General features: G+C 69.6%; 19 protein-coding genes. 7 read left to right on the top strand and 12 right to left on the bottom strand.

What is annotated here, in order from left to right; genetic code table 11:
* Positions 1–5: 5 nt before the first annotated feature.
* From LG388_RS18200 to LG388_RS18230, 7 genes are all read right to left on the bottom strand, one after another.
* On the bottom strand, positions 6–743 hold the full coding sequence (locus LG388_RS18200; protein WP_225784124.1) for an urease accessory protein UreF: 738 nt from the start codon (positions 741–743) through the stop codon (positions 6–8).
* On the bottom strand, positions 706–1,326 hold the full coding sequence (gene ureE, locus LG388_RS18205) for an urease accessory protein UreE (RefSeq protein WP_225784125.1): 621 nt from the start codon (positions 1,324–1,326) through the stop codon (positions 706–708). The genes LG388_RS18200 and ureE overlap by 38 nt, the downstream gene beginning before the upstream one ends.
* 71 nt (positions 1,327–1,397) lie before the next feature.
* Complete coding sequence (locus tag LG388_RS18210; protein ID WP_225784126.1) at positions 1,398–1,889, bottom strand: GNAT family N-acetyltransferase; 492 nt, start codon at positions 1,887–1,889, stop codon at positions 1,398–1,400.
* A 3-nt stretch (positions 1,890–1,892) separates the two neighbouring features.
* Positions 1,893–3,611, bottom strand: coding sequence for an urease subunit alpha (ureC, locus tag LG388_RS18215; protein WP_225784127.1), 1,719 nt, complete (start codon positions 3,609–3,611; stop codon positions 1,893–1,895).
* 76 nt (positions 3,612–3,687) lie between these two features.
* Positions 3,688–3,993, bottom strand: a complete 306-nt coding sequence (locus LG388_RS18220) for an urease subunit beta (protein ID WP_225784128.1) — start codon at positions 3,991–3,993, stop codon at positions 3,688–3,690.
* Positions 3,990–4,166 (bottom strand): hypothetical protein, encoded by a 177-nt coding sequence (locus LG388_RS18225; protein WP_225784129.1) that lies wholly within the window; start codon positions 4,164–4,166, stop codon positions 3,990–3,992. The genes LG388_RS18220 and LG388_RS18225 overlap by 4 nt, the downstream gene beginning before the upstream one ends.
* Before the next feature lie 102 nt (positions 4,167–4,268).
* A complete protein-coding gene (locus LG388_RS18230) occupies positions 4,269–4,571 on the bottom strand; it encodes an urease subunit gamma (protein WP_225784130.1) in 303 nt (100 codons plus the stop codon).
* A 56-nt stretch (positions 4,572–4,627) separates the two neighbouring features.
* Here LG388_RS18230 and LG388_RS18235 point away from each other — a divergent pair, with 56 nt between their 5' ends.
* Positions 4,628–8,251: an ATP-binding protein gene (locus LG388_RS18235; protein WP_370630213.1), complete on the top strand. Its 3,624-nt coding sequence runs from the start codon at positions 4,628–4,630 to the stop codon at positions 8,249–8,251.
* Positions 8,248–9,276 (top strand): response regulator transcription factor, encoded by a 1,029-nt coding sequence (locus LG388_RS18240; protein WP_225784132.1) that lies wholly within the window; start codon positions 8,248–8,250, stop codon positions 9,274–9,276. The genes LG388_RS18235 and LG388_RS18240 overlap by 4 nt, the downstream gene beginning before the upstream one ends.
* A 51-nt stretch (positions 9,277–9,327) precedes the next feature.
* On the opposite strand, the gene LG388_RS18245 is transcribed toward LG388_RS18240, so the two are convergent.
* The 4 genes from LG388_RS18245 to LG388_RS18260 form a co-directional block, all read right to left on the bottom strand.
* Positions 9,328–10,314 (bottom strand): tripartite tricarboxylate transporter substrate binding protein, encoded by a 987-nt coding sequence (locus tag LG388_RS18245; RefSeq protein ID WP_225784133.1) that lies wholly within the window; start codon positions 10,312–10,314, stop codon positions 9,328–9,330.
* Between the two features lie 65 nt (positions 10,315–10,379).
* Entirely contained in the window at positions 10,380–11,528 is a 1,149-nt protein-coding gene (locus LG388_RS18250; protein WP_225784134.1) for a mandelate racemase/muconate lactonizing enzyme family protein, read from the bottom strand.
* A gap of 40 nt (positions 11,529–11,568) precedes the next feature.
* Positions 11,569–12,564 carry a D-isomer specific 2-hydroxyacid dehydrogenase family protein gene (locus LG388_RS18255; RefSeq protein ID WP_225784135.1) on the bottom strand — a complete coding sequence of 332 codons (996 nt, stop codon included), beginning with the start codon at positions 12,562–12,564 and terminating at the stop codon, positions 11,569–11,571.
* Positions 12,565–12,689: 125 nt separating this feature from the next.
* Positions 12,690–13,550, bottom strand: coding sequence for a FadR/GntR family transcriptional regulator (locus LG388_RS18260; protein ID WP_225784136.1), 861 nt, complete (start codon positions 13,548–13,550; stop codon positions 12,690–12,692).
* A 191-nt stretch (positions 13,551–13,741) separates the two neighbouring features.
* Between LG388_RS18260 and LG388_RS18265 the strand changes: the two genes are divergently transcribed.
* The 5 genes from LG388_RS18265 to LG388_RS18285 all read left to right on the top strand — a co-directional run bounded on the left by LG388_RS18265 (position 13,742) and on the right by LG388_RS18285 (position 19,319).
* Complete coding sequence (locus LG388_RS18265; RefSeq protein WP_225784137.1) at positions 13,742–14,659, top strand: D-glycerate dehydrogenase; 918 nt, start codon at positions 13,742–13,744, stop codon at positions 14,657–14,659.
* Between the two features lie 23 nt (positions 14,660–14,682).
* A complete protein-coding gene (locus LG388_RS18270; RefSeq protein ID WP_225784138.1) occupies positions 14,683–16,155 on the top strand; it encodes an NAD-dependent succinate-semialdehyde dehydrogenase in 1,473 nt (490 codons plus the stop codon).
* 26 nt (positions 16,156–16,181) lie between these two features.
* Entirely contained in the window at positions 16,182–17,069 is an 888-nt protein-coding gene (locus tag LG388_RS18275) for an NAD(P)-dependent oxidoreductase (RefSeq protein ID WP_225784139.1), read from the top strand.
* Positions 17,070–17,225: 156 nt separating this feature from the next.
* Positions 17,226–18,323 (top strand): isocitrate/isopropylmalate dehydrogenase family protein, encoded by a 1,098-nt coding sequence (locus LG388_RS18280; protein WP_225784140.1) that lies wholly within the window; start codon positions 17,226–17,228, stop codon positions 18,321–18,323.
* A 30-nt stretch (positions 18,324–18,353) separates the two neighbouring features.
* Positions 18,354–19,319, top strand: a complete 966-nt coding sequence (locus tag LG388_RS18285; protein WP_225784141.1) for a tripartite tricarboxylate transporter substrate binding protein — start codon at positions 18,354–18,356, stop codon at positions 19,317–19,319.
* Between the two features lie 173 nt (positions 19,320–19,492).
* Here the strand turns inward: LG388_RS18285 and LG388_RS18290 are convergent, their stop codons facing one another.
* Positions 19,493–22,000 (bottom strand): penicillin acylase family protein, encoded by a 2,508-nt coding sequence (locus LG388_RS18290; RefSeq protein WP_225784142.1) that lies wholly within the window; start codon positions 21,998–22,000, stop codon positions 19,493–19,495.
* Between the last annotated feature and the right edge of the window lie 56 nt (positions 22,001–22,056).

Raw genomic sequence — 22,056 nt, forward strand, 5'->3', positions numbered from 1 at the left:
TGGGTTCAGCTTCTGAAGAGTCGTGAGTATTGGTGCTCATGCTGGGCCGACAGGATGGCCAGCAGGGGCGAGAAGGCCTGGCGCGTGTCGTCGGTGCGGGCCAGCGCGTCTTCCACGGCCGCCGGCATCTCGCGTGCCAGCTGGGCCAGCATGCGTTGGCCGGCACTCTGACCCAGCGGCACGGCTTTGACCGCGGCGGCCGTCATGTTCTCGGCCCAGCCGAAGGCGAAGGCCAGGCAGGCGCTGCGCACATCGGCGCCGCTGCGGGCGGCGGCAAATGCAAAGGCGATGGGGTAGGTGACGACGGCCAGGTCCTGGAAACAGGTTGCGGCGTCCTCATGATGCAGCTTGAGCCATTCGACGAAGGAGCGCCCCATCTGCTCGGTCTGCAGCCGGAACTCGGCCGATTCGCGGGTGGCCAGCACCCAGCCGTTCAGTGTCCGGATGCGTGCGGCATCCTGCGCCCGCCAGGCGGGCACGGCCGCAGCCAGCACGGCCAGGTCCCCGGGAGCAAGGCTCAGATGCAGTTGCTGCACCAGCCATCGGGTGGCGCTGGCCTCATCCGCGGCCAGGTCTTGATCGACGGCGGCTTCGAGCCCTTCGGAGTAGGAGAAGCCGCCGATGGGCAGGGCCGGCGACGCGAGCCAGATCAGCTGCAGCAGGCCATGCGCGGAAAGCGCGTGGCCGGGGTCTGCGGGGCACTTTTCAGTGGGAATGGCCAGGGTGGCCGTGTCCGTGGTCATGATCGTGGTGCTGCGTGTGGCCGTGGATGTGGGCGTGGGCGGTGCCGTGGCCATGAGGCGCAGGGGCTTCATGCGAGTGGCCGCCGTGCCCGTGCGCGTGCGCATGTCCATGCCCTTGGCCGTGCCCATCGCCGCCATAGGCCCCGCCTTCGGGTTCGAAGCCTTCTTCGGTCTGCGTCACGATCAGGTGCATCGCGCGCAGCATGTCGGCCAGCACATGGTCGGGCTCGATCTTGAGGTGGTCGGGTTGCAGCTCGATGGGCACATGGCGGTTGCCCAGGTGGTAGGCCGCGCGGGTCAGGTCGAAGGGCGTGCCGTGCCGCGTGCAGTGCGTGATGCGCAGCACGGCCTGCGGCGCCGCGATCACGCGCACCAGCGAGCCGTCTTCCACCACCAGCACGTCGCCGCCGCGCACCACGGTGCCGCGTGGCAGGAACACCCCGAGCGCACGACCCAGTGAATCCGTGGCGTCGAAGCGGCTCTTCTGCCGCACATCCCAGTCGAGTTCGACCGTGGCGGCGCGCTTGAGCAGCACGGGCGCCAGGCCGCGGCCCTGGGGCATGAGTTTGTTGATGGTCAGCATGAGCGAAAGGAAAGAGGCCGTGCGATCGCAGCATGGTCGCACAGCTGGAGGGACACCTGGCGCGCGCAAACTCAAAGCAGCCGCGTCATGAAATGGCTGGCCGGGTCGGGGCCGTAGCTGCCGAAGGGCGCGCAGGCCTCGAAGCCGTGCCGCGCATACAGCTGCCGCGCAGGCGCGAAGAAGGGCTGGCTGCCGGTTTCCAGGCTCAGGCGCGCGTAGCCCTGCGCACGGGCGTGCACCAGCACATGTTGCAGCAGTGCACGCGCAATGCCGGAGCCGCGCAGGCTCTCGGCCGTGCGCATGGACTTGAGTTCGGCATGCCCGCCCTCCAGCCGCTTGAGCGCCGCCGTGCCCGCGAGTTGCCAGCCGTCCTGGGCGGCGGCGTCCGGCAGCCAGGCCGACCAGAAGCGGATGGCCGGCTGCCGCAGGCCGTCCAGGTCCAGCGCATGCACGCTCCCGGGCGGCGACACGCGGCGCATGTCGGCCAGATGTTCTTCCAGAAAGGTGGCGATGCGCGGGTCGCGCAGGTCGTCCAGGCGGATCTGCAACGGCAAGCCGTCCATCGTTCAGAACAGGAAATAGAGCTGCGCCATGGGCAGCACCGTGGCGGGCTGGCAGCTCAGCAGCACGCCGTCGGCGCGCACGGCATAGGTCTGGTGGTCGATCTCCATCACGGGCGTGAGCCCGTTGTGGACCAGGTGCTGCTTGCGCACGCCGCGAATGCCCTTCACGGCGCTCAGCGTCTTCGCCAGCCCGAAGCGCTCCTGGATGCCCGCGGCCAGGCCGGCCTGCGAGACGAAGGTGAGCGAGCTGCGCGCGGTGGCTCCACCGAAGGCCCCGAACATCGGCCGGTAGTGCACCGGCTGCGGCGTCGGGATGCTGGCGTTCGGATCGCCCATGGCGGCCATGGCGATGCTGCCGCCCTTGAGGATGCAGAAGGGCTTCACGCCGAAGAAGGCCGGCTTCCACAGCACGATGTCGGCCCACTTGCCCACTTCGAGGCTGCCCACTTCGTGGCTGATGCCGTGCGAGATCGCCGGGTTGATCGTGTATTTGGCCACGTAGCGCTTGGCGCGGAAGTTGTCGTTGCGCGCGCTGTCTTCCGGCAGCGCGCCCCGCTGCGCCTTCATCTTGTGGGCTGTCTGCCAGGTGCGCAGGATGACCTCGCCCACGCGGCCCATGGCCTGCGAGTCGCTGCTCATCATGCTGATGGCGCCCATGTCGTGCAGGATGTCCTCGGCCGCGATGGTCTCCTTGCGGATGCGCGATTCGGCGAAGGCCAGGTCCTCGGCGATGGCGGCGTCGAGGTGATGGCACACCATGAGCATGTCGACATGCTCGTCGAGCGTGTTCACGGTGTAGGGCATGGTCGGGTTGGTGGAAGAGGGCAGGAAATTCGACTCCCCGACCACGCGCAGGATGTCGGGGGCATGGCCGCCGCCCGCGCCTTCGGTGTGGAAGGCGCACAGCGAGCGGCCCTTGGTGGCGGCGATCGTGTCCTCCACGAAGCCCGACTCGTTCAGCGTGTCGGAGTGGATCGCCACCTGCGTGTCGGTCTCCTCCGCCACCGTCAGGCACTGGTCGATGGCCGAGGGCGTGGTGCCCCAGTCCTCATGCAGCTTCAGGCCGATCACGCCGGCCTCGATCTGCTCGCGCAGCGCCTCGGGCCGGCTCGCGTTGCCCTTGCCCAGGAAGCCCAGGTTCATCGGGAAGGCGTCGGCCGCCTGCAGCATGCGCTCGATGTGCCAGGGGCCGGGCGTGCAGGTGGTGGCGAAGGTGCCGGTGGCCGGGCCGGTGCCGCCGCCGAGCATCGTGGTCACGCCGCTGGCCAGCGCTTCCTCGATCTGCTGCGGGCAGATGAAGTGGATGTGGCTGTCGATGCCGCCGGCCGTGACGATGTGGCCTTCGGCCGCGATGATCTCCGTGCCCGGGCCGATGACGATGTCCACGCCCGGCTGCGTGTCGGGATTGCCCGCCTTGCCGATGGCCGCGATGCGGCCGTCCTTGAGGCCGATGTCGGCCTTCACGATGCCCCAGTGGTCGAGGATCAGCGCGTTGGTCAGCACCGTGTCCATGGCGCCCGCGGCGCGCGTGCGCTGGCTCTGCGCCATGCCGTCACGGATGGTCTTGCCGCCGCCGAACTTCACTTCTTCGCCGTAGCCGCCGGCGCGCAGCGTGTAGTCCTCCTCGACCTCGATCACCAGGCCGGTGTCGGCCAGGCGCACGCGGTCGCCCACGGTGGGGCCGAAGATTTCCGCATAGGCGCGGCGCGAGATGGTGGCCATCGGTCAGTCCTCGATGCGCCGGCCTGTCGATGCAGCCGGCGTCTTCATGCATGAAAAGGAAAGGCGCGTCCTGCTGCTACAGCGGACCCTGCACCTGCGCGCGAAAGCCGAACACGACCCGGTCGCCGCCCAGGTCCACCAGTTCCACGGTGCGCTGCTGGCCGGGCTCGAAGCGCACGGCGGTGCCGGAGGCGATGTTCAGCCGCATGCCGCGCGCGGCCTGGCGGTCGAAATCCAGCGCGGCGTTGGTTTCGGCGAAGTGATAGTGCGAGCCCACCTGGATGGGCCGGTCCGACGCATTGCGCACCAGCAGCACGCGTGTGCCGCGCCCGGGGTTCAGCGCATGGTCGCCGGCGTCGACGAGCAGTTCGCCCGGAATCATTTGCGGCCGGCCCAGAGCGCGATGCCGACCGCGACCGCCAGCGCGATGAAGATGGCCGCGTCGGTGGCATGCCAGTGGGGGCCGCTGAGGCCATGGCCTTCATGGGCCAGGGCCGGCACGGCCACGGTCGCGGCCAGGGTGGCGAGGGAGCGGCGAAGCAGGTTCCTTGTCATGGATGGTGTCCTTCAGGGGCGATGAGGGCGCGAGTGCGCCGAGGGCGGGGCAAGTCCCGGCGCCCGCGGCGGGGCGGCCGGGGGATCGATGGACGAGCGCGCTCACGCAATGGGTTGATGCACGGTGACCAGCTTGGTGCCATCGGGGAAGGTGGCTTCGACCTGGATGTCCGGGATCATCTCGGGCACGCCGTCCATCACGTCGGCACGGGCCAGCACTTCGCGGCCCTCGCTCATCAGCTGGGCCACGGTCTTGCCGTCGCGCGCGCCTTCCATCACGGCCGCCGAGATCAGCGCCACCGCTTCGGGGTAGTTGAGCTTGAGGCCGCGTGCCTTGCGCCGCTCGGCCAGCAGGGCGGCGGTGAAGATCAGCAGCTTGTCCTTCTCTCGGGGTGTGAGTTCCATGGCGTGATGAGTGAGTCGCCTTGACATGATGCAACACTCGTGCCGTGGCACGGGTGTTGCACCACAAAGGTGTGTCTTCCGCCCCCTCGCTCGAACCGAACGCTGCCGACGACGCGCCCCAGCGCATCGTCAAGCTGCGCCGCGACTACAACAGCTGGGTGGCGCGCGAGACGCTGGAAGACTACGCCCTGCGCTTCACGCCGCAGCGCTTTCGCAAATGGTCCGAATGGCGCGTGGCCAACACCGCCTTCGGCGCCGCCTCCTTCCTGATCCTGGAGGCGGTGGGCGCCACGCTGTTGGTGCAGTACGGTTTCGTCAACGCCTTCTGGGCCATCCTGGCCACGGGGCTGATCATCTTCGGCGCCGGACTGCCCATCAGCATCTATGCCGCGCGCTACGGCGTGGACATGGACCTGCTCACGCGCGGCGCGGGCTTCGGCTACATCGGCTCCACGATCACCTCGCTGATCTACGCGAGCTTCACCTTCATCTTCTTCGCGCTGGAAGCGGCGGTGATGGCCTATGCGCTGGAGCTGTCGCTGGGCATCCCACCCGTCTGGGGCTACCTCGTCTGCGCGGTGGTGGTCATTCCGCTGGTCACGCACGGGGTCTCGGCCATCAGCCGGCTGCAGCTGTGGACGCAGCCCATCTGGCTGCTGATGCTGGTGCTGCCCTTCTTCTATGTCTTGATGCGCGATCCTGGTGCATTTGCGGGAGTCTTGCACTACATCGGTGACAAAGAAGGCTCCAAAGATTTTTCATGGCACGCATTTGGTGCAGGCCTCACGGTGGGCATCGCGCTCATCACGCAGATGGGCGAACAGGCCGACTACCTGCGCTTCATGCCCGCGCGCACGGCCGCCACGCGCGGGCGCTGGTGGGCCGGCGTGCTGGCCGGCGGGCCGGGCTGGGTGGTGCTGGGGGTGGTGAAGATGCTGGCCGGCGTGCTCCTGGCCTGGCTGGCCATCAGCCACATGGTGCCGGTGGAGCGCGCGGTGGACCCGAACCAGATGTACCTGGCCGCCTACGAATACGTCTTCAGCGACTACGGCTGGGCCGTGGCCGCCACCGCGCTCTTCGTGGTCATCTCGCAGCTCAAGATCAACGTGACCAACGCCTATGCGGGCTCGCTGGCCTGGTCCAATTTCTTCTCGCGCATCACGCACAGCCACCCGGGGCGCGTGGTGTGGGTGGTGTTCAACACCTTCATCGCCTTCATGCTGATGGAGATGAACGTGTTCGAGGCCCTGGGCGACGTGCTGGGCCTGTACGCCAACATCGCCATCGCCTGGATGATGGCCGTGGTGGCGGACCTCGTGGTCAACAAGCCGCTGGGCCTGTCGCCGCCGGGCATCGAGTTCAAGCGCGCCCACCTGTGGGACATCAACCCCGTGGGCGTGGGCGCGATGGCGCTGGCCTCGGCACTGTCCATCACGGCGCATCTGGGTGTGTTCGGCCCGATGGCGCAGGCCTTCTCGGCGCTGATCGCGCTGGGCACGGCCTTCGTCACGGCGCCGCTCATTGCCTGGGCGACCAAGGGGCGCTACTACCTGGCGCGCAGCGAGCCCGAAGCGCACACGCTGCACTTCCACCCCGCTGCCGCCGCCGCCGCGCCCGCGCCCGCGCCCGGCCACGCCCTGCGCCTGCAGACCCGCCGCTGCGTCATCTGCGAGCGCGACTACGAGGGCCCGGACATGGCGCATTGCCCCGCCTACCAGGGCGACATCTGCTCGCTGTGCTGCACGCTCGACGCCCGCTGCGGCGACATGTGCAAGCCGCGGGCCGCGCTGTCGGCCCAGTGGTCGGCCGCGCTGCGCTGGCTGCTGCCGCGCAGGGTGTGGCCTTTCCTGGACACGGGGCTGGGCCACTTCCTGCTGCTGGCTATCGTCATCGTGCCATTCCTGGGGGCCATATTCGGTGTGCTGTATAGCCAGCAGGTGCGTGGCATTGACGAATTTGTAGCAACGGGCACCGACAGTGCTGTGGAGTACGGGGAACTGGTCGGTCATCACATACACGCAGCCCTGCGCAGCGGCTTCGTCAAAGCCTACATGGCGCTGCTGCTGGTGGCCGGCATCGTGGCCTGGTGGCTGGTGCTGGCGCACCAGAGCCGCAAGGTGGCGCAGGAGGAATCGAACCGCCAGACCCATCTGCTGATGCGCGAGATCGAGCTGCACCGCCAGACCGACCGGGCGCTGCAGGCCTCGCGCCAGGCGGCCGAAGCGGCCCAGCAGAGCGCCGAAGCGGCCAACCAGGCCAAGAGCCGCTACATCAGCGCCATCAGCCACGAGCTGCGCACGCCGCTCAACGCCATCCTCGGCTATGCGCAGCTCATGGGCGAAGACGCCTCGGTGCCGCCGCACCGCCAGCAGGCCGTGGCCGTGATCAAGCGCGGCGGCGAGCACCTGCTCTCGCTGATCGAAGGCACGCTGGACCTGGCGCACATCGAGGCCGGCAAGCTCACCTTGCAGCCGCGCCCGCTGCGCTTTGGCGACATGCTGCAAGAGCTGGCCGACATGTTCGAACTGCAAGCCTCGGAAAAGGGCCTGCGCTTCGCCTTCGAGCCCGGCGAGGGCCTGCCCGAATGGGTGAGGGCCGACGAGAAGCGCGTGCGCCAGATCCTCATCAACCTGCTGGGCAACGCGATCAAGTTCACGGCGCGCGGCCAGGTGACGCTGCGCGTGGCCTATGCGCGCGAGTTCGCCGACATCGAGATCGAGGACAGCGGCCCCGGCATGCGGCCCGACGAACTGGCGAAGATCTTCGAGCCCTTCGCGCGGGCGGGATCGGCCGCGCAGGCCGCGCCGGGTGCGGGCCTGGGCCTGACCATGGCCAAGATGCTCACCGACCTGATGGGCGGCGAGCTGCAGGCGCGCAGCACAGCGGGCGTGGGCTCGGTGTTCCGCGTGCGCCTCTTCCTGCCGCGCCTGCATGCCGCGCCGGTGCCGCCCCGGCGGGTCGAAGGCGCCGCGCCGGTGCAGTCCGCGCCGCGGCGCGGCTACGAAGGCCGCCGCCGGCGCGTGCTGGTGGTGGACAACGAAGAGGCCGACCGCGAACTGCTGGTGCAGTTGCTGGCGCCACTGGGCTTCGAGCTGCGCACCGCCGCCAGCGGCCATGACGCGCTGGACCTGCTGGCGGCCGGCCTGCGGCCCGACGCGATCTTCATGGACCTGGCCATGCCCGGCATCGATGGCTGGGAGACGCTGCGGCGCGCGCGGGCCATGTGGAAGGATGCGTCCGCCCATTCCGCGATGCCTGACGTGGCCTGTGCCATCGTGTCGGCCAACGCCTTCGACAAGCGGCTGGAGAACGATGTGGGCATCACGCCGGAGGACTTCTTCGTCAAACCCGTGCGCCACAGCGAGCTGCTGGACTGGCTGGGCCGACGGCTGCAACTGCGGTGGCGCGACACGCCGCTGGCGCCCTCGGTGACCGCGCCGGTGCCGGCGCCCGCCCTGTCGTTGCCCCCCGCCGTCGCCCTGCAGGCGCTGCTGGATGCCGCCGAGCTGGGCTACCCGCGCGGCGTGATGAAACAGCTCGACGCCATCGAGGCGGCACACCCCGAGTGCGCCGGCTGGACCGCCGCGCGGCGCGTGCAGGCCCGCCAATTCCAATTCGAAGCCCTGGCCGAGCTGCTGCGTGCAGCGCTGGCGGCGTCCGCCGAACCGTCCGTCCCATGACCTTCAGCCCTCCACCTCTGGCCACCAGCCTGCGCGATGAGACCGCCCAGGGCGATCTGGTGCTGATCGTCGACGACGTGCCCGACAACCTGGCCGTGCTGCACGATGCGCTGGACGAGTCGGGCTACACGGTGCTGGTCGCGACCAGCGGCGAGGCCGCGCTGGCGCGCGCGGTGCAGGCCCGTCCAGACATCGTGCTGCTGGACGCCATGATGCCCGGCATGGACGGCTTCGAGGTCGCGCGCCGCTTGAAGGAGGACCCGGCCACGGCCCACATCCCCATCGTCTTCATGACCGGCCTGACCGAGACCGAGCACCTGGTGGCGGCGCTGGGCGCGGGGGCTGTGGACTATGTGACCAAGCCCCTCAAGCCCAAGGAAGTGCTGGCGCGCATGAACGTGCACCTGCAGGGCGCGCGCCGCGCCCGCCAGCAGGCGCAGCAGGCGGGCCAGGCGCGCAACGCGCTTGACGCCTTCGGCTACGCCAGCATCACGGTGCGCATGCCCGAAGGGCGCGTGATCTGGCAGACCTCCCTGGCGCGCGAACTGCTGCAACGCTATGCGCAGACCGCGGCGCCGGCCATGCCGGCCGCCATGCGCGACTGGCTCGCCCAGCACCTGCCGGCCACCCGCCAGGGCGTGGAGCCGCCGCCGCTGGTGCTGGTACAGGGGGCGGCCGAGCTGCAGGTGCGCGTGCACCAGCAGACCGGCGATGACGGCCGCGAGGCCGAGGCCGACGGCGTCTCGGGCGAGTGGCTGCTGATCCTGCGCGAGGTCAGCGACGGCGCCGCCATCGAGGCCATGCGCCTCGCGCTCAAGCTCACCGCGCGCGAGGCCGAGGTGCTGTACTGGGTGGCCAAGGGCAAGACCAACAAGGACATCGGCGACATCCTCGGCAGCAGCCCGGCCACCGCCAAGAAGCACCTGGAGCGCATCTACGTGAAGCTGGGCGTGGAAACGCGCACGGCCGCCGCGGCCGTGGCGCTCAAGCGCATCCGCGAAGTCTCGCCCCAGTTCCAGATCTGAGAAGAGCGGCGAACGAAGCCCCTGGCCGGGGCCACGGGGCGCGCAGCGCGATCACTCCAGCTTCACGCCCGCGTCGTTCACGACCTTCGTCCATTTGGGGATTTCCTTGGCCAGCAGCTCGCCGAAGGCCTCGGGCGTGCTGGCCACCACTTCCACGCCCTGGTCGCGGAACAGCTTCACCACCTCCGGGTCCTTGAGCACGGCCACGATGTCGCGGTTGGCGCGCTCCACGATCGGCTTGGGCACGCCCGCCGGCATCTGCATGCCGAACCAGACGATCACCTCGTAGCCCGGCACGCCGGCTTCCTGCACCGTGGGCACGTCGGGCAGCAGTGCCGCACGGCTGGAGCCGGTCACGCCGATGGGCTTGAGCTTGCCGGCCTTGATCTGCTGCATGAGGTTGGGCACGTTGTCGAACAGCACGTCGATCTCGCCGCCCAGCATGGCCATCACCGCCGGCGCGCTGCCCTTGTACGGCACGTGCGTCAACTTCGTGCCCGTCATGCTCTGGAAGAGCTCCATCGACAGATGGTTGGACGAACCCGAGCCGGTGGAGCCGTAGTTCAGCTTGCCCGGGTTCTTCTTCGCGTAGGCGATCAGCTCCTGGACGTTGCTCACGCCCTGCAAGTCGGGCCGGATCACCAGGGCGTTCTGCGTGTAGCCGGCCCACACCAGCGGCTGGAAGTCGCGCGTCGCGCTGTAGGGCAGCTTGTCGCCGTACAGCGCCGGCAGGGCCGAGAAGGGCAGCGGCGTGATGAGGATGGTGTAGCCATCGGCCGGCGACTTGGCCGCCAGGTTGTTGCCCAGCACCGTGTTGCCGCCGGGTCGGTTGTCCACCATCACCGAATGCTTCCACGTGCGGTTCAGGCGGTCGCTCACCGTGCGCGCCAGCGTGTCGTTGAAGCCGCCGGGCGTGTACGGCACGATGATGCGTGTCGGCTTGCCGGGGTATTCCTCGTTGGCGAAGGCGCCGCCGAAGGCGAGTGTCAGGGGGGCCGCGGCCAGGGCTCGCAGCAGGGTGCGCTTGTTGACTTGCATGGTTTGTCTCCGTTGTTCGATCTGTCATGGCCGGTCATGGCGCACCGGCGGGCGCAGGGCTCAGGTCAGAACTTCACGACGTAGCCCGGGCCGTCCACCATCGGGTACTTGTCGAAGATGGCTTCGTCCACCTCGATGCCGATGCCGTGGCCTTTGGGCGGCTCAACGCAGCCGTCGGCGCCGATCTGGAAGGTGCTGCCGAACATGTCGCGGAAGGGGTTGAAGTGCGACACGCAGGCTTCGAAGTAGCCCGCGTTCTCGGTCGCCGCGAGGAAGTGCAGCGTGGCGGCATGGTTCAGGCCGGTGGCCGAGCTGTGCGCATGCAGCGGGATGCGGTAGGCCGAGGCCATGGCCGCGATGCGCACGCCTTCGGTGATGCCGCCGCTCTTGGACAGGTCGGGCTGCCACACCTGCACTGCGCGTGCGTCCAGCATCTGGCCGAACTCGAAGCGCGTGAAGTGGTTCTCGCCGGCGGCGATGGGCACCAGCGGCGTGATCTTGGCGGCCTCGCGGTAGGAGGCGAAGTCGTTGCAGGCGAAGGGCTCCTCCAGCCAGCCGGCCTGGATGTCGGCCAGCGCCGGCAACACGCGCCGCACGTCGGCGATGGTGTAGGCCGTGTTCGCATCGGTGAGGATGTCGATGTCGTCGCCCAGCACCTCGCGCACCTTGCGCACGCGCGCGATGTCGTTCTTCACCGTGTCGCCGATGCGCAGCTTCACGGCCTTGTAGCCCTGCGCCACATAGGACTGCGCTTCCTCGGCCATCGATTCAGGGGCCTGGTAGCCCAGCGCGATGCCGCCTGCGTAGGCGGGAATGCGACGGTGCGAGCCGCCCAGCAGTTCATAGAGCGGCATCTTGGCCGCCTTGCCGCGGATGTCCCACAGCGCCATGTCGATGCCCGACAGCGCCAGGCAGGTGCCGGCGCCCAGGCCGTGGCTGGACAGCTGCATGCGGTGCACGCGCTGCCAGGCGCCCACCACGTCCGTCGCGTTCATGCCGACCAGCAGCGGCTGCAGCGTGTTGTGGATCAGGCTCACGATCGCGCCGGGGCTGCGGCCCGGGTGCGCCTCGCCATAGCCGGTGATGCCTTCGGAGGTCTCGACGCGCACGATGATGCAGTCGCGCTTGAGGGTGCTGCCGATGCCCATGGTCACCGTCTTGCCCTCGGGCAGGCGGTAGGACAGCGGCACGGCGGTGATGCGGGTGATCTTCAAGGGGGTCTCCTGAGTGGCGGTGGATGGCGAAAGGCGGTCTTCAGTCCGAGGCCCGCGCCGGCTGACCGAAGACTTCGGGGTTGACGATGTTGGGCGGTCGCTCGCCGCGCAGCAGCACGGCGGCCAGCGTGTCGACGGCCAGCACGCCCATGGCGCGTTCGGCCTCCTGCGTGATGCCCGCCAGGTGCGGGGTCAGCAGCACGCGCGGGTGCCGGCGCAGCGTGCTGTCGTCGGGCAGCGGCTGGGTCTCGAACACGTCGAGGACGGCGCCGCCCAGCTGCTGGTCGGCCAGCGCCTGCGCGAGGTCGTCCTCGCGCACGACGGGGCCGCGGCCCACGTTGACCAGCACCGCGCCCGGCCGCGCATGGGCCAGCACGCGGGCGTCGACCATGCCACGCGTCTGCGGCGTGAGGGGGCAGGCGACGACGACGAAATCGCTGGCCGCGAAGAGCGCCTCCAGCGGCAAGGCCGTGAAGCACGGCGGCACCTTGCCCGGCGTGCCCGTGCACACCGCGACCGGCATATCGAAACCCTGGTGCGCAATGGCGGCGATGCGCTGGCCGATGGCACCGAAGCCGATGACTCCAAGGGTGCGGCCACGCAGCTCGAAGGTGCGTGCGCCGGCCTGTGCGCGCACACCCCAGTCGCCGGCACGCACGCGCTGGTCGAAGGCCGCAAGCTGACGCGCATGTGCGAGCAGGGCGGCGAACACGTATTCGGCCACCGCGTTGGCATTGACGGCGGGGGTGTTCCCTACCGGGATGCCGTTCGCGGTCGCGCGCGGCACGGGGATGAAGTCCAGCCCTACGCCCTGGCGCATCACGCAGCGCAGCGTGTGCGGGCGGTCGAACAGATCGGGCGGCAGCAGCCGGCGCACGACGAGCCCCTGAACGCGCGCCATGGCCGTGCGCAGGAAGTCGTCGCTGCCTTCGCGCACCAGGCCGTCGGGGATCCGTTCCACCTCTGCCCATTGCGACAGGCGCGCTTGCGCATCGGGGTGGAGCGGGTCGGTCAGCAGCACGCGGGGCTTGTACATGTCGCCGGATTTGCAGTCTTGGAAGCGCTCGTGGCGAGCGGGTGCGCCGCAGGTTGCTGGCGCCTTGTCTCGGTTCCCGGTCAGCGCGGGAATTTCAAGTTGTGTGATGAATCTATCACACAACTTCATAATTGACGACCGGCTTTGCGCGGGGTCGGCCGCTGCGGCGTGACCACGGCTGCCGCCGGGGTGCCCAGCTTCGCTCTCGCCACGCGGCGCGCGGCAGCGCGGCTGTCGCCCGTCCAGAAATCCTTGCCGGCCTGCTCGATGCGCTCACCTGTGTTGTGCATGTGCATGAAGGCGGCGGTGCGGGCTGCGGCGGCATCGCGGGCTTTGATGGCCGTGCAGATCGCTTCGTGCTCCGCCCGCACCTGCGCCGCGAGGTCGATGCGCCGCGCCTCATTGGAGCGCGTGAGCCGGATGGCGTCGTGCAGCGCGCGGGTCAGCATGCCCAGCAGTTCGGTGTAGTGTGGGTTGTGCGCGGCGCGTGAGATGGCGATGTGGAAGGCCAGGTCTTCCTCGACGCCGTCACGCCCTTCCTTTTCGGCGCGGGCGATGGCGCGCAGCGCCTGCTGGATCTGCGTCATCTCGGTCGTCGTGCGCCGCTCGGCCGCCAAGGCAGCCATCTCGGCCTCGATGCCGCGGCGCAGCTCCAGGATGCGCAGCACGCCTTGCGCAGGGTTCTCTGCGTCCGTGGGGCCGGCCTGGGCCAGGCGGAAGGCATCGGCCGTCTTCGGGTCCCGCACCACCGTGCCGCTGCCTTGCCGGGTTTCCACCAGGCCTTCGGACTTCAAACGCGAGATCGCCTCGCGCACCACGGTGCGGCTCACGCCGTACTGCTGCGTCATGGCCTGTTCGGTGGGCAGCCGCGTGTTCACCGGGTAGACGCGGGCGCGGATGTCGGCCGCGATGAGCCCCGTCACGCGGTCGGCGAGCGTGCCGTCCGTGGCGCGGGGGCTGACGTCGTCGGAAGAGGAGAAGGCCATGGTGTTCGCGAGAAATTCGGGACTTGAAGAATAGCACCGGCCTCTGCGTGCTTGACAAGGTGGTAATACGTATTTGTAATATGACTTGAGACAACGACATGCGGCGTCCGTTGGCGCAGCGCACCCCGAAGACAGCCATGAATCTTCCAAACAGGCCACGTGCCTTTCTCTGCCGTCGCTTCACGCCGGCGGTGGAAGCCGCGCTCCACGAGCGCTTTCTCCTCGAGCTCAACGAGGACGATTCGATCCTGTGGCCGGCGCAGATCGCGGCGCGCGCCCAGGGCTGCGAAGTGCTGTTCGTCAGCGCCACCGAATCGGTCACGGCCGAGGTGATCGCGGCGCTGGCCCCCACGCTGCGCATCGTGGCCACGCTGTCGGTGGGGCATGACCACATCGACCTGGCGGCCGCGCGCGCGGCCGGTGTGCAGGTGCTGCACACGCCCGATGTGCTCAGCGATGCCTGCGCGGAGATCGCGCTCATGCTGCTGCTCAATGCCTGCCGCCGCGGCTTCGAGGCCGACCGGCTGGTGCGCAGCGGGGCCTGGCAGGGCTGGGCGCCCACGCAACTGCTGGGCATGGGCCTGGTGGGCAAGCGCCTGGGCATCTTTGGCATGGGGCGCATCGGGCGTGCCATCGCGCAACGCGCGCAGGCCTTCGGCCTTGCGATCCACTACCACAACCGCTCGCGCCTGGAGCCCGTGCTGGAGGCTGGCGCCATCTATCACGCCACGCTGGAGGGGATGCTGGCGCAGAGCGACATCCTCATGATCGCGGCGCCCGGCGCGCCTTCGCTCAAGGGCACGTTCAACGCCGAACGGCTGGCCCTGCTGCCGCGCGGCGCCGTGGTGGTGAACATCTCGCGCGGCGATCTGGTCGACGACGCGGCGCTGATCGCTGCCCTGCAAAGCGGCCAGGTGCGCGGTGCGGGGCTGGACGTGTTCGCGAACGAGCCGCGCGTGCATCCCGGCTACCGCAGCCTCGACAACGTCTTTCTCTCCCCGCACATCGGCAGCGCCACGCACGAGACGCGCGATGCCATGGGCTGGCTGCTCATCGAGGGCATCGCCGCGCTGCAAAGCGGCGAGACACCCGACAACCTTCTTCGCTGATCTTTTTCCAACGAGCGCTTCTCATGAAACTGCAACATCCCGATCTCTTCCGCCAGCAATGCTTCGTGGGCGGCCGCTGGGTCGACGCCTCCGATGGCGCGACGCTGCCGGTGAGCAACCCGGCCGACGACAGTGTGATCGGCACCGTGCCGCGCCTGAGCGCCGAAGACGTGCGCGCCGCCGTGGATGCGGCCAACCGGGCCTTGCCGGCCTGGCGCAACACGGCCGCCAAGGAGCGCTCGCGCCTGATGCGCCGCTGGTTCGACCTGTGCATGGCGCACCAGGACGACCTGGGCCTGCTGCTCACGCTGGAGCAGGGAAAGCCGCTGGCCGAGGCCAAGGGCGAGATCGCCTACGGCGCCAGTTTCATCGAATGGTTCGCCGAAGAGGCCAAGCGCGTGTACGGCGACGTGATCCCGGCCGCGGCCATGGACCGCCGCATCGTGGTGCTCAAGCAGCCGGTGGGTGTGGTCGCGGCCATCACGCCGTGGAACTTCCCCAACGCGATGATCACGCGCAAGGCCGGCGCGGCGCTGGCGGCCGGCTGCACCATCGTCATCAAGCCGGCCTCGGCCACGCCCTACTCGGCACTGGCGCTGGCCCAGCTGGCGCAGGAGGCCGGCATCCCCGCCGGCGTGCTCAACGTGGTCACGGGCTCGGCTTCCACCGTGGGCGGCGAACTCACGGGCAACCCGGTCGTGCGCAAGCTGTCCTTCACGGGCTCGACCGAGATCGGCAAGAAGCTGATGGAGCAGTGCGCGGGCACGGTGAAGAAGGTGTCGATGGAACTGGGCGGCAACGCGCCCTTCATCGTCTTCGACGACGCGGACCTCGATGCGGCCGTGGCCGGCGTGATGGCCTCCAAGTTCCGCAACGCCGGCCAGACCTGCGTGTGCGCCAACCGCATCTTCGTGCAGACCGGCATCTACGAGCGCTTCACCGCCAAGCTCAAGCAGGCCGTGGAGGCCCAGGTGGTGGGCAACGGCCTGGAGCCCGGCGTGAACCTGGGCCCGCTGATCGACGACGCGGCCGTGGCCAAGGTGCGGGAGCACATCGACGACGCGGTGGCACTGGGCGCCAGCATCGTCACGGGCGGCCAGCCGCACCGGTTGGGTGGGCGCTTCTTCACGCCCACCATCCTGGCCGAGGTGTCGCCCAAGTCCAAGCTCATGCAGGAAGAGACCTTCGGCCCGGTGGCGCCGCTGATCCGCTTCGAGACCGACGAGGAGGCCGTGGCCATGGCCAACGACACGCCCTTCGGCCTGGCCGCGTACTTCTACACGCAGGACTACGCGCGCGCCTGGCAGGTGGCCGAGGCGCTGGAGGTGGGCATCGTCGGCCTCAACGAAGGCCTGATCTCGACCGAGCTGGCGCCCTTCGGCGGCATCAAGGAGTCGGGCGTGGGCCGCGAGGGCTCCAAGTACGGCGTGGACGACTACCTCGAGATCAAGTACGTGTGTGCCGGCGGGCTGGGCCAGGCGCTGGCGGGCCGCTGAACATTCATCCCATCACGGAGACAGACATGAAAGACAAGAAGATCGGCCTCATCGGCGTCGGACTCATGGGCCATGGCATCGCGAGCAACATCGTCAAGCACGGGCATGCGCTGGCGGTGCTGGAGCATGAAGGCAACCAGCCGCTGGATGCCTTGAAAGCCGCCGGCGTGCGCACTTTCACGACCGCGAAGGACCTTGCCGCGGCCGTGGATGTGCTGCTGCTGTGCGTGACGGGCTCGCCGCAGGTCGAGGCGGTGCTGCTCGGCGACGAGGGCGTGCTGCAGGGCATGCGCCCGGGCTCGGTGATCATCGACTGCTCCACCGCGATCCCGGCCTCGACCGAGCGGCTGGCGAAAGTGGTAGCCGAGGCCGGCGGACGCTTCATGGATGCGGCCATGACCCGCACGCCCAAGGAGGCGGCCGAAGGCCGGCTCAACCTGCTGGTGGGCGCCGACGAGGCGCTCTTCGCCGAATGCCGGCCGCTCCTGGCCTGCTTCGCCGAGAACATCACGCACTGCGGGCCGGTGGGTGCGGGGCACCGCATGAAGCTGCTGCACAACTACGTGTCGCTGGGCTCGGTGTCGCTGATCGCCGAAGCCGCGGCCTGCGCCCAGCGCGCGGGTGTCGCGCCCGAGGTCTTCGTCGACGTGCTGGCCAAGGGCGGCGGCGGTGGCACCGCGCTGGAGCGGCTCAAGCCCTTCCTGACCCAGCAAGACCCGAGCGGCCTGCGCTTCACGATGTCGAACGCGCTCAAGGACCTGGGCTACTACACCACCATGGCGCAGGACAGCCAGGCCGCGCGCACGATTGCGGAAGGCGTGCGCCAGACGCTGGCGCAGGCGGTCGACAGCACGGGCGGCCAGCGCCTGCTGCCTGAACTGGTCGCGGTGCTGGCCGCGCGCGACGCGGGCTGAGGGCGCCGCGCGGCAGCAGCTCGTTCCAGCACTGCCGCTTCCGGTCATTTCATCCCTCCCGTCCCTCCTGCCACGCGTGGCCCTCGCCGCCGCGCGGGCATTCCTCTTTTCCCCGCGCAGCCTGCAGGCTGCGTGCTCACCTGGAGAACCGGATTCATGTCCCTGTATCAAATCGCCACCATCGACGGTGACGGCATCGGACCCGAGGTGTGCCAGTCGGCCACCCGCATCCTGGCTGAAGCCTGCGGCAGCGACCTGTTGCACTTCACGCGCTGCGACGGCGGCGCCGCCCACTACGCGCGCACCGGCCATGTGCTGCCCGACGACACCTTCGCGCTGTGCCGCAAGTCGGCCGCCATCCTGCACGGCGCGGCCGGCCTGCCGGGCGTGACCTACCCCGACGGCACCGAGGTCGGCAACGACCTGCATCTGCAGCTGCGCTTCCGGCTCGACCTGTATGCCAACGTGCGGCCCGTGCGCCTGTGGCAGGGCGTGAAGTCGCCCCTGGCGGGCTGGCAGGCCGGCCAGATCGACTACGTGATCGTGCGCGAGAACACCGAGGGCCTGTATGCCAGCCGGGGCGGAGGCATCAACCTGCGCGGCGAGGTGGCGACCGACACCATCGTGGTGACGCGCAAGGGCGTGGAGCGCGTGGCGCGCTTCAGCTTCGGGCTCAGCCGCAAGCGCCACGGTGCGCCGCGCGACGGCAAGCGCCGCGTGACCGTCTGCGACAAGGCCAACATCCTGCGCAGCTACGCCTTCTTCCGCGCCGTCTGCGACGAGGTGGCGCGCGAGCATCCGGATGTGGAGATCGACTACGCCTATGCCGATGCGATGACCGTGCATCTGGTCAAGCGCCCCGACTTCTACGACGTGATCGTGGCCGAGAACATGTTCGGCGACATCATTTCCGACCTGGGCGCCGCCACCATCGGCGGCATGGGCCTGTCGCCGTCTGCCGAACTGGGCGAGCACCATGGCCTGTTCCAGGGCGCGCACGGCTCGGCCCCCGACATCGCGGGCCAGAACCTGGCCAGCCCGCTGGCCACCATCCTGTCGGGCACGCTGATGCTGCAGTGGCTGGCCGAGCGCCATGGCGACGATCGCCTGGCCGTGGCCGCGCGCCGCATCGAGACCGCCGTGGGCGAGGTGCTGGCACACGGCGACGCCGTGCCGCGCGACCTGGGCGGCACCGCCACCTGCACCGAAGTGACCGAGGCCGTGCTGCGCCGCCTGGACCGCGCCGCCGGCTGATTGCTTCCAAGAACACAAGGAGACATTGAGATGCGCAAGACGCTCACCCGGCTCGCCACTGCGGCCCTGTCCTTCTTCCTGCTGTCCGGGGCCCAGGCCGCCGGCCCCATCACGATGATCGTGACGGTGCCGCCCGGCGGCTCTTCCGATGCGCTGGCGCGGCTCACCGCGACGGCGCTCGGCGCCCGGCTCAACCAGTCCGTCGTGGTCGAGAACGTGACCGGCGCGGGTGGTCTGGTCGGCATGCAGCGCTTCCTCAAGGCCAAGGCCGATGGCAGCACGCTGCTGTTCATCAACCAGTCGCTCGCCATCCTGCCGCACCTGTACAAGCAGGCCGGCTACTCGGCCGTGAACGACGTGGCGCCCGTGGGCATCGTGGCCAAGGTGCCGATGGTGCTGTCGGTCAGCAATGCCAGCGGGGTGCAGGATCTGTCGGGCCTGATCGGCCGGATGAAGAGCACGCCGGGCGCGCTCAACTTCGGCTCCGGCGGTCCGGGCACCACCGCGCATTTCGCCGAGGCGCTGTTCATGCAGCAGGCCGGCGTGCAGGGGCAGCTGGTGCAGTACCGCGGGTCGGGACCGGCCTTGACCGATCTCATGGCCGGCACGATCCAGGCCGTGATCGACCAGACCGTGACCATGCTGCCGCTGCACAAGGACGGCCGCGTGCGCGCCCTGGCGGTGTCGGCCGCCGCGCGCGTGCCGCAAAGTCCGGATGTGCCCACCTTCGCCGAGGCCGGCCTGCCGGCCTTCGACCTGGCCATCTGGAACGGCGTCGTGGCGCCCAAGGGAACCCCGGCGGCCGAACTGCAGCGCCTCGAGCAGGCCCTGTCCGCGGCAGTCGCCGAGCCGGCCTTCAAGGCGCAGATCGAAAGCATGGGCGCGCAGGCGCCCTCCGCGCAGGAGAGCGGTTCGGGCCACTTCCGCCAGTTGATCCAGCAGGACGCGGGGCGTGTGGCCGATCTGGCCAAGACCGGGGTGTTCGTCGCCAACTGAGCCAACGGAGGGCAGCGCTCAGCGTGTGGCCCCACTGCGGCAGGCGGCTGCGCGTCGGGCGCGCGTGCTTCGACCGGTGGCAAACGCAGGCCCGCCGCCGAGACCCCTGGAGGCCATGGCGGCGGGCATGACGATGAAGAGGCCGGCAGGGCAGGCCGGCCAGGCGTCCGGGGCTACTCGCTCAACGAGGTGCTGCGCAGCGACGGATCGCCGGTGATTTCCGCTTCCGAGAACGGTACCTTGAGCCACTGCCCCTGGCTGTACGCCTTCGTGTAGTCGGCGTTGTGCGGCGAGGCCGGGTCGTCCGACTGCGAGAAGGTCAGGAAGGTGTGGGCATCGACACCGCCTTGGGGGAAGCGCACCACCTGCATGTAGCTGTTGCCGTTGGGGTTGGCGTCCATGCTGTAGCCGCCCTTGTCCAGCCGGTTTTCCGAGCATGCGATGGTGAAGTAGCCCGGGCCGCCGCAGCCGCCGTACAGCGGAATCTTCTGGCCGCCGCGGGTGGCGAACAGCAGGTCGCCGCGCCGGGCGTCGACGCCGAAGCCGCTGGCTTCCACGCGCGCGATGGCGGCGCCGAAGGCCTGCTGCAGCTCGGGGCCCGCCGTGCTCTTGAGCCCGCGCGGCGTGTGGATCGGATCGCTCGCGCTGAAGGGCACGCTGTACAGCGTGGCGGCCGGCAGCAGTGCGGCGCGGGCCCAGAATTCGTCCCACACATGCGAGCCACGGGCGTCGGCGGTGCCCGTGTTGTCCCAGGCCTGCAGCGCGGCGCAGGCGGGGCCGGTGTCGACGTTGCGGCCGATGGTTTCGCGGGTCTGCGGGTCCTTGTCGACGGCGATCTGCGGCGTGGCGCACACCAGCTTCAAGGCCTCTTCCTTGAACAGTTCGGCCGTGAGCACGCGGCTGTTGAGCACCATCCGCTTCACGACGTCCGCCGTGGCCCGGGTGCCGCCGTAGCCGTCCGTGCCCTGGAGGCGCTCCTGCGCCAGCAGGTTGCCCATGCGCGTGCGGAAGGTCACGGGTTCGGTGCCGGCCGGTCCGAAGATCTCGGGGAAGCCGGTGAGCGGCGCTTCAGGCTGGGCGAGCCAGTAGCTGTCGTTCATGTTGGCCACGTAGTCGTCGCGCAGCTGGCTCGGCATGCGCGCCGGACCGATCGCGCCCTTCTGCGCCGAGTCGGCATCGGTCTGCCAGTCGCATTCGCTGCGCGAGCCGTCGAAGATCGGCACGCGCGGGAAGCTGCTGCGCAGCAGGGCGCCGGCCGCCGTGGTGCAGCTGGCGGTCTGCGCCGGCGACACATTGGGCACCGCGCCGATGTCGGCATACCAGGCCTTCGGGGCGCCACGGCCGATGGCCACGGTGTTGACCCATGGAATGGCTGCTTCCTCGCGCTGGATCGCGATGAACTCGTCCAGCGACCGGGCCTGGTTCCATCGCATCCAGTTGCGGAAGGTGCGGTAGTTCTCGCCGTTGATGTCGCGGATCGCGAAGGCCGTGGTCTGGCTCCAGGCCAGCGCCGGGTTCAGCGTGCCCAGGTTGACCAGCGGGCCGTACTCCGACTTGTAGAGCGTTCGCGTGACGGGCGACAGGCTGCCGTCGCCCTGCCGCACCTTCACGGTGATGGAGGCGGCCTGCATCTTCACGGGAACGCCGTCGCGCAGGTAGCTGGTCGGCGTGCCGGGCGCCAGCTTCAGCTCGTACAGGCCGAAGCGGCGCGCGGTCGACACGGTGTGGCTCCACGCGACGTTGTCGTTGAAGCCGATCAGGATCACCGGGATGCCGAGGAAGGAGGTTCCGCTGACGTTGAGCTGGCCTGGAATGGTGAGTTGCGCCTGGTAGAAGCGGTCGGGCCCGCGCCAGTACCAGTGCGGGTTGCCGAACAGCAGCGGGCTGCCGTCGCCGGTGGCCGCGGTGCCGAAGCCGAACATGTTGCTGCCCACGCCTTCATGGCCGCCGACTTCGAAGTGCGGCGCGCGGGTGCGCGCGGCGGCGAACTGGAGGGCTGGCTTGCGTGCGCTGGTCCTGACGGGCGCCTGTGCCGCCGGCGCGACGGCACCGGCAATGGCGGCGAGGAAGTTGCTGTAGCCGCCGGCCAGGTTGGCGGCATACATGCGGCGGTAGATGTCCTCGGGGCTCACGGCCCGCACCCAGGGCTGCCCGGCACAGGCCGCATGCGCGCCCGCCTGGCCCTTGACCTCGCGCACGTAGCGGTTGTAGCCGGCGGCAAAACCGGCGACCAGCTCCTTCAGGTTCTCGGGCTGGGCCGCGACCATCTTCTGCACCACGTCGTCGGAGATCACGTGGCGGTGGAAGAAGTCGGACTCGATGTTCTTCGGCCGGCCGATGGTGCTGCTGGCCAGCAGCTGCGCGTCGGCGCCCAGGAACTCCGAACGCTCGCCGCGGTAGGTGAGGAAGGAATCGGCCATGGTGCAGAGGTTGTCCTGCGCCTGCGCATAGCCGTAGCCGTAGCCGGCGCCGGCCCAGTTGTCGGCCTTGATGTGCGGCACGCCCATGGCGGTGCGGCGGATTTCGGCCTTGTACTTGGCTTCGGCGGGCGGCTGGGGCAAGGCCGGGAATCCGCCGCCGCCTCCGCCGCCGCAGGCGCTCAGAAGGGCCGCGGTGCCGAGGGCGAGGGGCGCAAGGGAGGCGCGCGGCGGGATGCCGCGCGAGAGTCGGACGCTTCTCATGAACTGTTGTCTCCGGTGATGGCTCTCTTGTTGGAGCAGGCCGCAGCTTAGCAGGC

It is taken from the genome of Xenophilus sp. Marseille-Q4582, assembly GCF_916700565.1.
Lineage (GTDB): Bacteria > Pseudomonadota > Gammaproteobacteria > Burkholderiales > Burkholderiaceae_C > Xenophilus.